This window comes from Acidovorax sp. SRI_002, from assembly GCF_057586455.1.
The window spans coordinates 154,587-167,419 of record NZ_JBYCZW010000002.1; the positions used below are offsets into that span (position 1 = coordinate 154,587).

Below are 12,833 nucleotides of genomic sequence, written 5' to 3' on the forward strand. Positions count from 1 at the left end.
GCAAGATGAAGCGCCTGTTATCCCGAACGGGGGGACTAGCTGGTAATAACTTGCGCTGCGAAAGCTACAGGTCTGGCGCCAGAAACTACGATGGACCATCACCTTGGTAGAGATCTCCAAGGCGGCACTTCGCAAATTCTTCGTCCAACCATGAGGTCCTCGACATGAACGTCACTACCAAGCCATTGGATGCTCTGTCGCCAGTCGGTTTGTTGGGAAACTCTGTGTCCACAGCACCGAGCATCCAAGGGGGCGGTTTTCTAGACGCCATGAAGCAGGCGCTGACAATCACAAGCCAATTGCAAGGTGAATCGGGTCGGCTGAGTCGAGAGGTCACACTTGGCAACCCCACGGTCAGCTTGGAAGGGACCATGCTCGCTGGAGTCAAGTCGAATATTGCGTTCCAGGCGACCTTGCAAAGCCGCAATCGAATTGTCCAGGCCTACACCGATGTGATGAACATGCAGGTCTGATCCTGAGCGAGTTGTAAGACAACGGTCGTGCGCACCTGCTGTCGGGGCCGTGGGCATGCTTTGCATTCAAGCTGGAGGCGGCCCTTTTTTGGCAAGGCTCCTCCAGCTCAGCCGCTGACCCCCTGGGAAAACTCACTGCAACCGTGGCGCCTTGGAGGATTCGTCCGAGGTGGTGGCCATGGCCGCATGCTGCGCTGCGTGATAGCGGTCCGGATAGATTTCGTTGAGCTTGCGGCCGTCTTCGCCCACAGCGACGACTTCGCCTTCGCGGATGGCGCGTGCCAGCTCGCTCTTTACCTGGTCACGTGTCTTCAGCGATTTGCCTGTCACGATGGGATAGCGGCCTGACATCAGTTCATTGCGTTTGACGCCGAATTCACCGGCCACCATGATGTCGCCTGTACGGATAGCCTGCTCCAGCTCGTCCCGCACTTGCTCTCGGGATTTGCCGACCTGAGTCGAAGTAGCCACGGGATAGGCGCCAGGATTGATCTGCTTGAGCGTAAGACCCGATTCGCCAAAGGCGAGCATGTCGCCGCTCTGCTGAGCCTGCGCCAATTCAGCACGGACTTGCTCGCGCGTCTTACTGACCACTTGGTCCGAAGCAAATGCAGGGGCTGCGATAAGAGAGAGGACGATGAGGGTGGACTTGAGTTTCATGATGGGATTTCCTTCTTGATAAATGGAGATGGTTTGAGTGCAGCTGCAGGCCGGTCTTGGAGATTCGCGGTAGTGGGGATGGTTCGGGGTTCAGGGCAGTTGGCTGGCGTTGACCCAACCTGCCTCGCCTCCGAGATCGCGCATGCCATCGCTGGTCACGGGATTGCGCTTGGCGGCCTGCAACTCATCCAAGACTTGCTGGCGGGTCTTTGTCAGCTTGGGGCCAGGGACGAGCGGATAAGTAGCCGGGTAACCACGGCTGATCCAGTACAGAGAACCGTCCTTTTGCGCGGCCAGTACGGTGCTTTCGACAGCTTGACGGCTGACTGCGTTGCCCAGGTGGTCGGGGGCCAGACTCACGCCTTCTTCCTGACTTGGGCTTGCGTGGTAGACCGAAGTAGCGAAGGACGCTGTAGCGAATGCAGCGAGACTGGCGACGAGGATGGCAGTACGAATTTTCATGATGGTCTCCTGTGGCGCCGGATGCCCGATATGGTCCATCCAGGTGGCGTTTTTCTGCGCCACGGAGAGAAGTCTAGAACCCGCACCCCTACGAAGCGGTGACCTCCCGATTACGCTTTTGACAGGTTTGGGGCGAGGTGAAAAGTGCAGAGGGATCTGGTTCGAGATACGGTCTATGCCTCCTCACCGGGATGAAGCACCCGATGAACATTGCATGTTCCGTATATTTCGAAAACGTCATCCGCACTACAGCTTCTCGTTCGTCCCCGTAGCCCAAAATCCTCTTCCACACGCCGCCCATTGATGTCTTGTATCCGCGTGTAGCCGTCGGCCCAGCTGACGTTTTAATGACTGATGAGGAAAGTAAGACCATGTACAAAAAGATGATTGTGTCTATGTTGGTCGCAGCAGCGTCGCTGGCGTCTGCGACCACGTTTGCCGCACCTACCGACAACGAGGTGCGCGTTGAAGCGTCGGCCACCAGAGTTGCGACGGAGGATGGAAAAACGCGCTACTGGAGCCATCCAAGATTGGGCATGATCAAAGTCGATGCCGCAGGCCGCATGCTCGCTGCGCGATCAAACACTGGGGAAGCCGAACCATCTGGCGTTCTTTCTGGCATCCGATCGTCGCGTGTGCGCTGACGCCTTGTGGCGTAAGAGGTACCACAGCTGGGCCCGTAGTGCACTGCATGGTGGTTACGTCAGCTTTGAAGGGCTGTGATTGGACGGCAGCCGTGCGAATAGGCGTAACAAACAGCCTTGGCGAAGACTACTTGGTCGAATATGACATCTAGATTACGACCCTGAAACCTCTTCGTCATCTTGCACCGAAATTGCGGCAAATTGCTCGAAGGCTGAGTCAATCGTCGGCGCGAGCCTACAGAACCGAATGCTTCTCGCGGCGGAAGATGGATGCTCCTTGCAGCCCGCTGCGTAGGATCAAGTTCAACTTTTTGAGCCATCCAAACCTATCAGGAGATCCAGATGAATCACACCCCGAACCCCTACATGTCTTGCATCAATGCTTGCCGGTCGTGCGCGACGGCTTGCCATCAGTGTTTCGCAGAGTGCCTCAAGGAGGAGGACGTCAAGATGATGGCCCGCTGCATTGCGCTGGACGCGGACTGTGCGGCCGCTTGCAGCTTAGCTGCCGATGTGATGGCGCGCCGAAGCGAATACGCCGAGGCGATTTGTGCGCTGTGCGCGCAGATCTGCAAGGCCTGCGGCGATGAGTGCGCTAGGCACGAAGCCGAGCATTGCAAGGCATGTGCCGCCGCTTGCCACAAATGCGCTCAAGAATGTGCCGCCATGGCCCACGCAGATTGACGCTGTTCAAGGAGCCCACCATGAGATTTCTGCACCCACCCTCGAAAACCGTCTCGGCAACCGCCTTTCTTGCATGCGCGTTGGTGGTTCCCTTGTCGTTGCACGCCCAGTCTGCCCCACACGCTGGCATGAAAGGCGCTGCCATGGATCAGACGATGCCTGCAGGCAAGATGGACATGAAGTCCATGATGAAAGAGAACAACGACAAGATGGCGTCCGTGAAGACGTCAGGCAATCCCGATGTGGATTTCGCGCAAATGATGCGCATCCACCATCAAGGTGCCATCGACATGGCGCAGAGCCAATTGCGCGATGGAAAAGATCCCCAACTACTCAGCATGGCCCAGGACATTATTTCCGCGCAAAAAAAGGAAATCGCTGTGCTGGATGCGTTTCTCGTTCGCAATGGCAAGCAACCCACAGCACCCACGAAATAGTTCTCTGTACTCAGCGATCGCTGCCCTGACCCTTGGACCGCTGTCGGGGAATCAGGGCAGCGTTACTCAGACGCCGTTTGCAGTGCGCATGGGGGCTGAGCAGGCACATGATCCACGTCAAGAGGACTTGTCATCAGTTTGACATTGCCACCGTGTTAAGCCTTATTGTTTCCATACGGCTCGTCACTGTCTCGACGACCTCATATGGAGAAAACCATGAACCACGATCACAGTACAGGACAATCGGATAAGGCCAGCGCTTCAATGGGCAGAAAGAGACTGATTGGCGCAGTCGTCATGCTCGCTTTCATTGGCATGTTTTTTCTTCTCAAAGAGCACTGGTCGCATGTCGCGGGCTACTGGCCGTATCTGCTCTTGCTGGCTTGCCCCCTGATGCACCTTTTCCACGGACACGGGGGGCACGGCTCCCACAACGTCGATTCGAGCAAGAAGTAATCTTGCACGGCCAAAACACCCAGGGAGGCTATCCATGTCGAATGCGCAACCGCACGAACACGTCCATCATGACCACCAGCATCATGAAGGGCATCACACGCATGTGTCGTTGCCCACGACGGGACTAAAGGATCCTGTCTGCGGTATGGATGTGACGGAACAATCGCATCACTCGACAGAGCACGAAGGGCGTCCTTACTACTTTTGCAGCGCCAAATGCAAAGCACGCTTCATGGAAGCGCCGCAAAAGTTTCTCTCGACTCCCATCAGCGAGCGCGCGCCTCAGCCTGAGCCCGAAGCGGCGCAACCGGGCACAACCTATACCTGCCCCATGCACCCTGAGGTGCAACAGGACCATCCTGGAAATTGCCCCAAGTGCGGCATGACACTGGAGCCCATGCTGCCCACGCTGGATGAGGGAGAAAACGCCGAGCTCGTGGATTTCCGACATCGCTTCTGGTGGACGCTGCCTCTCACTGTGGTGGTTACCGTCCTGGCCATGCTTGGGCACCGGTTGCAGTGGTTCGAGATGGTCACACAGAGCTGGATTGAACTGGTGCTGACGGTACCCATCGTCCTGTGGGCGGGCTGGCCCTTCTTCTTGCGCGGTGCGCAGTCGGTCGTGAACCGCAGTCCCAACATGTGGACGCTGATTGGTCTGGGAACGGGCGCAGCATTTGTCTATAGCGTGGTCGCGACCGTTGCGCCGGGGGTGTTTCCCGCCTCGTTCCAGGCCATGGGGCGCGTGGCGGTGTATTTCGAAGCTGCAGCGGTCATCATCTCGCTCACGCTGCTAGGCCAGATGCTGGAGCTCAAGGCACGCTCGCAGACCTCGGCCGCCATCAAATCGTTGCTGGGCCTGGCGCCCAAGACAGCGCGGCGCATCGACGCCACCGGCCAGGAGAGCGATGTCCCGTTGTCCCACGTCCATGTGGGTGATCTGCTGCGCGTGCGGCCCGGCGAGAAGGTCCCCGTGGACGGTGTGGTGGTCGAGGGCAGCAGTGCCGTGGACGAAGCCATGCTCACTGGGGAGCCGGTGCCCATCGTCAAAGGGCCTGGTGATGCCGTCATCGGTGCCACGCTCAATACCAACGGGGCACTGGTGATCCGGTCCGAGCGGGTGGGCTCCGCCACCATGCTGTCGCAGATCGTTCAAATGGTTGCGCAGGCACAGCGCTCACGGGCCCCCATGCAGCGCATGGCCGACCAGGTGGCGGGCTACTTCGTGATGGCTGTGGTGGGTATCGCGTTGCTCACACTCTTCGCGTGGGGCCTGTTCGGTCCGGAGCCACGCTGGGTCTACGGCCTGGTCAATGCAGTTGCGGTGCTGATCATCGCGTGCCCTTGTGCGTTGGGCCTGGCAACGCCCATGTCCATCATGGTGGCCACAGGCCGGGGGGCGACCAGCGGCGTGCTGTTCAGGGACGCGGCAGCCATCGAGAACCTGCGCAAGGTGGACACGCTGATCGTGGACAAAACAGGCACGCTCACCGAAGGCAAGCCCTCCTTCGAACGTGTAGTGGCCATGCCCGGTCTGTCCGAGGATGAGGTTCTGCGCCTGGCGGCCAGTCTGGACCAAGGCAGCGAGCATCCGCTGGCCGATGCCATTGTCCAGGCAGCTCGCGCCAAGGGGCTCGCCCTGGACAAGCCCGAGGACTTTGAGTCCGGCTCGGGCATCGGCGTACGCGGACGGGTAGCCGGGCGCCAGCTCGCCCTGGGAAACACGGTCCTCATGGAGCAGGTGGGCGTTTCTGCGGATCCGCTGCTTGCACAGGCAGAGGCCTTGCGCGCCACAGGGGCGAGCGTGATGTACCTGGCGGCCGACGGCCAGCTTCAAGGGCTGCTGGCAGTTTCGGACGCCATCAAGGCCAGCACGCCGGAAGCCTTGGCAACGTTGCACGCGGCGGGACTGCGCATCGTCATGGCCACGGGCGACGGCATGACCACCGCCAAGGCGGTGGGGGCCAAACTGGGGATTGATGAGGTCCATGGCGAAGTCAAGCCTGCGGACAAGCTGGCCCTGGTGTCGCGGCTGCAGGCCGAAGGCCGTGTTGTCGCCATGGCGGGGGACGGGATCAACGACGCGCCCGCCCTTGCCAAGGCGGATGTGGGGATCGCGATGGGCACCGGCACCGACGTGGCGATGAACAGCGCACAGGTCACCCTGGTCAAGGGCGATCTGCGAGGGATTTCCACTGCGCGGGAATTGTCGGAGGCGACGGTGGGCAATATGAAGCAGAACCTGATGTTTGCCTTCCTCTACAACGCGCTGGGCATCCCGATCGCCGCAGGGCTGCTGTATCCCTTCACCGGATGGCTGCTATCGCCAATGATCGCGGCCTTGGCGATGAGCCTGAGTTCGGCGTCCGTGATCGCAAACGCCCTGCGGCTTCGCAAGGGCTGAATCGACTTGGCTCGCTCAGATTTGATCTAGGTTAAGTTCGCGGCCACCGCTGGGAATACCATTCGTACCATGATCTTCGCCAGAAGCACGATATCGCGCCAAGCCCGCTGGATAACCAGCGCTCTGGTGGCGGCGTTGCTTCTGATGCAGTTCGCGTTGGCGGCCTATGCCTGTCCCAAGCTGGACTCCGCAGCCCATGCGGCATCGATGCAAAAAGCGGGCATGGCCATGGAAGACTCAGTCGGCATGCCCTCCATGCCCGATTGCCACGCTATGGCGGGAACCATGGATGAGCAAGATCCTCAGCTGTGTCGAGCCCATTGTGATGGCGACAGCTTGTCCTCCCCCTCGCTACAAGGTCTCGATCTGCAGGCGCTCGCGGCTCACGCCATCTGGGTTGCTTATGTGCTGCCCGTGATCCTGGACTCAGAACGCCATATTGACCCTCGGGCTGTCTACGCAGAGCTGGACAGTCGAGCGGGCTCTCCCCCCATCTATCTGACCCATCAGGTCTTTCGGAATTGAACGTGCACGGCGTGTGCGCTGCCTTGCAGCGTGCGCGCAGGTCTGACTTCGTGCCCCTTCATTTCGAGGACCATCATGCCCAACATCTCCTTCGGCGCTCCCTGCGAGCGCCTGCCTGCGCAACTGCGCATTCATCCTCTCTCGCCGCGCATCCGTGTGCGCAACCTCCACCATCTGCGCCTGGGCGCTCTCGGGGTCCTGTTGTCCAGCATTGGATTGGCTGGCAACCAGGCACACGCCCTGGGCTTTTCCGAAGCGTTGGACCTGGCCGAGCAGCACAGCCCTCGCATCACGGCCCAGCGGCTGCAGATTGACGCGGCCAGCAGTTCCCAGAAGTCGGCAGGAACCCTGCCGGACCCCAAGCTCTCAGTCGGGATCGAGAACTTTCCCGTCAGCGGCATGGACCGCTTCAGCCTCACGCGCGAATCCATGACCATGCAGCGCCTGGCGCTGATGCAGGAGGTGCCCAACCGCGCCAAACGAGATGCCCAGATTGCCGGCGCCGAGGCCAAGGTGGAACGCGAACGCGCCGCCCTGGGCGTCCAGCGCCTGCAGATCCGCCAGGAGCTGAGCCAAGCGTGGATCATGGCCCAGGCTATCGAGCAACGTGATCAGGTACTCACCGGTCTACTGAGTGAGAACCAGCGCCTGCAGGACAGCCTGACTGCCCGCATCGCGGGGGGGACGGCCCAAGCGGGCGATCTCCTGATGGCCAGGCAGGAGGCGCTTGCGCTGTCGGACCGCAGGGACGATCTGCAGCGGGACCGGTCCAAGGCCAGGGCGATGTTGCGGCGCTGGGTTGGCGCTCGCGCCGACGAGGCGCTTCAGGGAACTCCTGGGCCGCTGAGCCGCCCCCTGGACCAGTTGCGCGCAGAGGTACACCGCCATGCCGAACTGGCGCAGTACCCCGCCATGCAGGCCATGGCCTTGGCGGAAACGCGCGAAGCCCAGGCAGAAACCAAGGGTGATTGGTCCTGGGAAGTCGCCTACAGCCGCCGCGACCGACGCTGGGGCGACATGGTGTCCTTCCAGGTGACCTTTGATCTTCCCTGGCAACAGGAGCGGCGCCAGGGACCCCAGATCAAGGCCAAGCAGCTGGAGCTGCAGCGCCTGGAAGCCGAGCAGGAAGACGTGACCCGCAGGCACCTGCAGGAGCTGGAGGACAGCGCCTCAGAGCTGGCGGCACTGAACAGTCAGATCGAACGGCTGCAATCGGCTGGCATGGGCTTGGCACAGGGGCGTGCCGAACTCGCGCTGGCCAACTACCAGTCCGCCAAAGGCGACTTGAGCGCCGTGCTGGCGGCTCGGGCCCAAGTGCGGGAGACGCACTGGCGGCTCATTGATCTGCAGGCACAGCGGGACACCGTGATTGCCCGCTTGAACAGCCTGATCGCCGACTGAAGGGAGAACCACATGACCAATAACGTTTTCAAGAAGACCGCTGTGGCCGTAGCACTGGTGGCTGCAGGCATCGCCCTCGGCTGGACCGTCTCCCAATGGCGCACCGCGAACAACCACGCACTGGGAGCCAGTCCCGCATCGACAGAAGCAGCAAAAGCCGACCGCAAGGTGCTGTACTGGTACGACCCGATGTCGCCGACGCAGAAGTTCGATAAGCCAGGCAAGTCCCCCTACATGGACATGGCCTTGGTACCCAAGTATGCGGATGAGGACACTCCGGAAAGCTCCGGCCTGAGCGTCTCCGCCCAGGCCGTGCAAGCCCTCGGCCTGCGCACCGCCCTGGTAGAGCAGCGAGACATTGGGTCCGATGTGGACGTGCTGGGCACGGTCCAGCTCAATGACCGGGATGTGAGCATCGTCCAGGCCCGCTCGGGCGGCTTCGTGGAACGCGTCTATGCCCGGGCCCCGGGCGACGTGGTGGCCGCAGGCGCGCCATTGGCCGATCTACTGCTGCCAGAGTGGGTGGCTGCGCAGCGCGAGTTTCTCGCGGTCCGGGCGCTCAAGGACGAGTCGCTGACGACAGCAGCGCGCCAGCGGCTGTCGCTGCTGGGCATGCCTGCCTCGCTCGTGGCCCAGGTGGAGCGCACGGGCGAACCTCAGGGCCGCTACACGGTGACCTTCCCGCAGGCCGGCATGGTGGCTGAACTGATGGTGCGCCAGGGCATGACGGTCTCTTCGGGGGGCAGTCTGGTGCGCGTAAACGGCCTGGCCAGCGTCTGGATCGAAGCGGCCGTTCCTGAAGCGCAAAGCGGTCCCTTGCAACTGGGGCAGGACGCCCAGGTCCGATTGGCCGCGTTTCCGGGCGAAACCCTCAACGCCCGGGTCGTGAGCATCCTCCCAGAGGCCAACCGGGACACCCGCACGGTGCGCGTGCGCCTGGAGCTTCCCAACCCCACCCAGCGCCTGAAGGCGGGCATGTCCGGGCAGATCGTCCTGGCCGGACGCACACAACCAGCGCTGCTGGTGCCCAGCGAAGCGGTGATCCGCACCGGCAAGAGGGCGTTGGTCTACGTGGTGGACGGTCCTGGCAAGTACCACCCCGTCCAGGTGCAACTCGGCGGGGAAATCGATGACCGCCTCGTCATTCAAGGCGGCCTCACCGCAGGACAACAGGTGGTCGCCTCGGCACAGTTCCTGATCGACTCGGAAGCCAGCCTGCGAGGCATCATGCCCGCACTGCCTCCAGGCAGCAGCGCGCAACCCATCGCTGAACAGGGTTCCTCGGCCTCTGCGGCTCCGGCGTCCAAGAGCTTTACGGTGCGAGGGGTGGTCGATGAGGTCACGCCCACCGAGCTGACCCTTACCCACGAGGCCGTGCCTGAACTGAAGTGGCCCGGCATGACCATGCCATTCAAGTTGGCAAACCCAGAACTGGCAAAAGCACTGAAACCCGAGCAGCAGGTGAAGTTCACCTTCCAGCAGCAAGGCAAGGACTTCGTGATCACTGCCGTGGAAAGGATCAAGCCATGATCGCGCGTCTGATCCGCTGGTCGGTGGCGAACCGACTCCTGGTTCTGCTGGCGACCGTGATGCTTACGGCCTGGGGCGTGTGGGGTGTGCGCAGCACCCCCGTGGACGCTCTTCCCGATTTGTCGGATGTCCAGGTCATCATTCGCACTTCCTATCCCGGCCAAGCACCGCAGATAGTGGAGAACCAGGTCACATACCCGCTGTCCACCACCATGCTGTCCGTCCCGGGCGCCAAGACGGTGCGAGGTTTCTCGTTCTTTGGCGACTCATTCGTCTACATCCTGTTCGAGGATGGCACGGACCTGTACTGGGCGCGCTCGCGGGTGCTGGAGTACATGAACCAGGTGCAGGGACGACTACCCGCTACGGCCAAGTCGTCGTTGGGCCCAGATGCCACCGGGGTGGGCTGGATCTTCCAGTACGCCCTGGTAGATCGCACCGGCAAAAACGACCTGGCCCAGCTTCGCGCCTTGCAGGACTGGTTCCTGAAGTTCGAACTCAAGAGCTTACCCAACGTGGCCGAGGTGGCATCGGTCGGTGGCATGGTCAAGCAGTACCAGGTCGTGCTCGACCCCATCAAGCTTGCGTCCCAAGGCCTCACTCAGGGGCAGGTGCGCGAGGCCATCATGAATGCCAACCAGGAAACGGGGGGATCGGTGCTGGAACTGTCCGGCGCCGAGTACATGGTGCGCGCCAGCGGCTATCTCAAGACGCTGGACGACTTCCGCGCCATCCCGTTGGTGTCGCGCGCAGGGGTGCCTGTGCGCCTGGGGGATGTCGCCACCGTTCAGATCGGGCCGGAAATGCGGCGCGGCATCGCTGAACTCGACGGCGAGGGGGAAGTGGCTGGAGGCGTGGTCGTGCTGCGATCTGGCAAGAACGCCCAGGAAACGATCCAGGACGTAAAGGCCAAACTCAGCGAGCTGCAAAGCAGCCTGCCCCAGGGCGTGGAGATCGTCACCACCTACGACCGCAGCGCACTCATCGAGCGGGCGATCCAGAACCTCAGCACCAAACTCGTAGAGGAGTTCATTGTGGTGGCGGTGGTCTGTGTCTTGTTCCTCTGGCACCTGCGTTCTGCGCTGGTCGCCATCATTTCTCTGCCGCTGGGGATCATGGCGGCGTTTCTGGTGATGCGCTACCAGGGCATCAACGCCAACATCATGTCCCTGGGCGGGATTGCAATCGCCGTGGGCGCCATGGTCGATGCAGCTGTGGTGATGATCGAGAACGCCCACAAGAAGCTGGAGGCCTGGCAGCACAAGCATCCCGACCGCCAACTGGTGGGGGAAGAACGCTGGAAAGTGATCACCGAAGCTGCCGAGGAGGTGGGCCCCGCGCTGTTCTTCTCGCTGCTTATCATCACGTTGTCCTTTGTGCCCGTTTTTACGCTGGAAGCACAGGAAGGCCGCTTGTTTGGACCGCTGGCGTTCACGAAGACCTACGCGATGGCCGCAGCTGCGGCACTCTCGGTCACGCTGATCCCGGTCCTCATGGGCTACTGGATCCGGGGGCGTATCCCTGACGAGCAGAAAAACCCCATCACCCGCGCGCTGATTGCCGTGTACCGACCTTGCCTTGAGTGGGTCTTGCATCGTCCCAAATCCACCCTGGTCATCGCCGTGCTGGCGCTGACGACCACGATCTGGCCCCTGTCGCGGTTGGGGGGCGAGTTCCTGCCCAGGCTGGATGAAGGCGATCTGCTGTACATGCCGTCAGCCCTGCCGGGCCTGTCGGCACAGCGAGCCACGGAGCTTCTGCAATTGAGCAACCGGATGATCAAGACGGTGCCCGAGGTCGAGCGCGTCTTCGGCAAGGCGGGCCGCGCAGAGACCGCCACCGATCCGGCCCCGCTGGAAATGTTCGAGACCACGGTGAAGCTCAAGCCCAGAGACCAATGGCGTCCAGGAATGACGCCCGAGGGCCTGATCGAAGAGTTGGACAAGGCCGTCAAGATCCCCGGCCTGTCCAACATCTGGATTCCACCCATTCGCAACCGAATCGACATGCTGGCAACCGGCATCAAGAGCCCCATCGGTGTCAAGGTGACGGGCAACGACCTGCAGGTGATCGATGGGATCGCGGCACAGGTCGAGCAGGTCGCCAAAGGCATTCCGGGAGTGGCCTCGTCACTGGCCGAGCGCCTGACAGGGGGCCGCTACGTCGATGTCCGCATCGATCGCACGGCCGCGGGGCGCTACGGGCTGAATGTGTCCGATATCCAGGCCGTGGTCTCCGGGGCCATCGGTGGAGAAAACGTCTCGGAAACGGTCGAGGGCCTGGCGCGCTTCCCCATCAACCTGCGCTACCCGCGTGAGTGGAGAGACTCGCCCGAACGGCTGGCCCAGTTGCCCATCTCCACCCCCATGGGGCAGCAAATCACGCTGGCAACGGTGGCCAGCATCTCCATCACCGATGGGCCGCCCATGCTCAAGAGTGAGAACGCCCGTCCATCGGGCTGGGTGTATGTTGATGTGCGGGGACGAGATCTGGCATCGGTGGCCAATGACCTGCGCGACGCGGTGAGCCGACAGATCAAGCTGCAGCCAGGAGTCAGCATCACGTACTCTGGCCAGTTCGAGTACCTAGAGCGGGCCAATGCTCGCCTCAAGGTGGTGGTACCAGCCACCTTGCTGATCATTTTCGTGCTTTTGTACTTGACCTTCTCGCGCATGGGTGAGGCGGGACTGATCATGGCGACGTTGCCATTCGCGTTGACCGGGGGCATCTGGTTCCTCTACCTGATGAACTACAACCTGTCCATCGCCACCGGTGTGGGCTTCATCGCCCTGGCGGGGGTCGCGGCAGAGTTCGGGGTGGTCATGCTCATCTACCTCAAGCAGGCACTCGCAGAGAGATGTCCAGACGGCAGGCAGCCCACACTGGAAGAGCTGCTGGACGCGATTCGGGAAGGTGCCGTGCTGCGCGTGCGACCCAAGGCAATGACCGTGGCTGTCATCCTGGCGGGCCTGGTGCCCATCGTGTGGAGCAGCGGGACAGGCTCGGAGGTCATGAGCCGCATCGCGGCACCCATGCTGGGCGGTATGGTGACGGCGCCGCTGCTGTCCTTGTTCGTGATTCCTGCGGCCTATGTGCTGATGCGTAAGCCAAGGAGAGTGAAAGCAGAGGCATCCGGAGGCTGAACGCTGCGTTGCGC

At 61.8% G+C, this 12,833-nt stretch carries 12 protein-coding genes; 10 read left to right on the plus strand and 2 right to left on the minus strand.

What is annotated here, in order from left to right; genetic code table 11:
- The first annotated feature begins 164 nt into the window (after positions 1 to 164).
- On the plus strand, positions 165 to 473 hold the full coding sequence (gene fliE, locus AC2YJX_RS05565; RefSeq protein WP_055401387.1) for a flagellar hook-basal body complex protein FliE: 309 nt from the start codon (positions 165 to 167) through the stop codon (positions 471 to 473).
- A gap of 132 nt (positions 474 to 605) precedes the next feature.
- Here fliE and AC2YJX_RS05570 read toward each other — a convergent pair whose 3' ends face one another.
- Together AC2YJX_RS05570 and AC2YJX_RS05575 are read right to left on the minus strand one after the other, a co-directional pair.
- The gene (locus tag AC2YJX_RS05570; RefSeq protein WP_055401389.1) at positions 606 to 1,133 is read right to left on the minus strand and encodes a DUF4148 domain-containing protein; all 528 of its coding nucleotides are present in this window, start codon (positions 1,131 to 1,133) and stop codon (positions 606 to 608) included.
- 90 nt (positions 1,134 to 1,223) lie between these two features.
- Positions 1,224 to 1,595, minus strand: a complete 372-nt coding sequence (locus tag AC2YJX_RS05575) for a hypothetical protein (RefSeq protein WP_082836304.1) — start codon at positions 1,593 to 1,595, stop codon at positions 1,224 to 1,226.
- A gap of 371 nt (positions 1,596 to 1,966) precedes the next feature.
- Here AC2YJX_RS05575 and AC2YJX_RS05580 point away from each other — a divergent pair, with 371 nt between their 5' ends.
- From AC2YJX_RS05580 to AC2YJX_RS05620, 9 genes are all read left to right on the plus strand, one after another.
- A complete protein-coding gene (locus tag AC2YJX_RS05580) occupies positions 1,967 to 2,239 on the plus strand; it encodes a hypothetical protein (RefSeq protein ID WP_131798409.1) in 273 nt (90 codons plus the stop codon).
- 342 nt (positions 2,240 to 2,581) lie between these two features.
- A complete protein-coding gene (locus AC2YJX_RS05585) occupies positions 2,582 to 2,923 on the plus strand; it encodes a four-helix bundle copper-binding protein (protein ID WP_055401394.1) in 342 nt (113 codons plus the stop codon).
- Positions 2,924 to 2,943: 20 nt separating this feature from the next.
- Positions 2,944 to 3,360 (plus strand): DUF305 domain-containing protein, encoded by a 417-nt coding sequence (locus AC2YJX_RS05590; protein ID WP_063459418.1) that lies wholly within the window; start codon positions 2,944 to 2,946, stop codon positions 3,358 to 3,360.
- 264 nt (positions 3,361 to 3,624) lie between these two features.
- Positions 3,625 to 3,816 (plus strand): DUF2933 domain-containing protein, encoded by a 192-nt coding sequence (locus tag AC2YJX_RS05595; RefSeq protein WP_055402945.1) that lies wholly within the window; start codon positions 3,625 to 3,627, stop codon positions 3,814 to 3,816.
- A 34-nt stretch (positions 3,817 to 3,850) separates the two neighbouring features.
- Positions 3,851 to 6,220 carry a heavy metal translocating P-type ATPase gene (locus AC2YJX_RS05600; RefSeq protein ID WP_121508528.1) on the plus strand — a complete coding sequence of 790 codons (2,370 nt, stop codon included), beginning with the start codon at positions 3,851 to 3,853 and terminating at the stop codon, positions 6,218 to 6,220.
- Positions 6,221 to 6,289: 69 nt separating this feature from the next.
- Positions 6,290 to 6,745, plus strand: coding sequence for a hypothetical protein (locus AC2YJX_RS05605; RefSeq protein WP_121508529.1), 456 nt, complete (start codon positions 6,290 to 6,292; stop codon positions 6,743 to 6,745).
- Positions 6,746 to 6,820: 75 nt separating this feature from the next.
- Entirely contained in the window at positions 6,821 to 8,146 is a 1,326-nt protein-coding gene (locus AC2YJX_RS05610; protein ID WP_199727069.1) for a TolC family protein, read from the plus strand.
- 12 nt (positions 8,147 to 8,158) lie between these two features.
- Positions 8,159 to 9,676, plus strand: a complete 1,518-nt coding sequence (locus tag AC2YJX_RS05615; protein WP_291467618.1) for an efflux RND transporter periplasmic adaptor subunit — start codon at positions 8,159 to 8,161, stop codon at positions 9,674 to 9,676.
- Positions 9,673 to 12,819, plus strand: coding sequence for an efflux RND transporter permease subunit (locus tag AC2YJX_RS05620; RefSeq protein ID WP_487255488.1), 3,147 nt, complete (start codon positions 9,673 to 9,675; stop codon positions 12,817 to 12,819). Before AC2YJX_RS05615 ends, AC2YJX_RS05620 begins: the two co-directional genes overlap by 4 nt.
- The last annotated feature ends 14 nt before the right edge of the window (positions 12,820 to 12,833 follow it).

Bases quoted from the DNA above. Each gene is read 5' to 3' on its own strand.
- fliE (WP_055401387.1), top strand. From the start codon at position 165: ATGAACGTCACTACCAAGCCATTGGATGCTCTGTCGCCAGTCGGTTTG.
- AC2YJX_RS05570 (WP_055401389.1), bottom strand. From the start codon at position 1,133: ATGAAACTCAAGTCCACCCTCATCGTCCTCTCTCTTATCGCAGCCCCT.
- AC2YJX_RS05575 (WP_082836304.1), bottom strand. From the start codon at position 1,595: ATGAAAATTCGTACTGCCATCCTCGTCGCCAGTCTCGCTGCATTCGCT.
- AC2YJX_RS05580 (WP_131798409.1), top strand. From the start codon at position 1,967: ATGTACAAAAAGATGATTGTGTCTATGTTGGTCGCAGCAGCGTCGCTG.
- AC2YJX_RS05585 (WP_055401394.1), top strand. From the start codon at position 2,582: ATGAATCACACCCCGAACCCCTACATGTCTTGCATCAATGCTTGCCGG.
- AC2YJX_RS05590 (WP_063459418.1), top strand. From the start codon at position 2,944: ATGAGATTTCTGCACCCACCCTCGAAAACCGTCTCGGCAACCGCCTTT.
- AC2YJX_RS05595 (WP_055402945.1), top strand. From the start codon at position 3,625: ATGGGCAGAAAGAGACTGATTGGCGCAGTCGTCATGCTCGCTTTCATT.
- AC2YJX_RS05600 (WP_121508528.1), top strand. From the start codon at position 3,851: ATGTCGAATGCGCAACCGCACGAACACGTCCATCATGACCACCAGCAT.
- AC2YJX_RS05605 (WP_121508529.1), top strand. From the start codon at position 6,290: ATGATCTTCGCCAGAAGCACGATATCGCGCCAAGCCCGCTGGATAACC.
- AC2YJX_RS05610 (WP_199727069.1), top strand. From the start codon at position 6,821: ATGCCCAACATCTCCTTCGGCGCTCCCTGCGAGCGCCTGCCTGCGCAA.
- AC2YJX_RS05615 (WP_291467618.1), top strand. From the start codon at position 8,159: ATGACCAATAACGTTTTCAAGAAGACCGCTGTGGCCGTAGCACTGGTG.
- AC2YJX_RS05620 (WP_487255488.1), top strand. From the start codon at position 9,673: ATGATCGCGCGTCTGATCCGCTGGTCGGTGGCGAACCGACTCCTGGTT.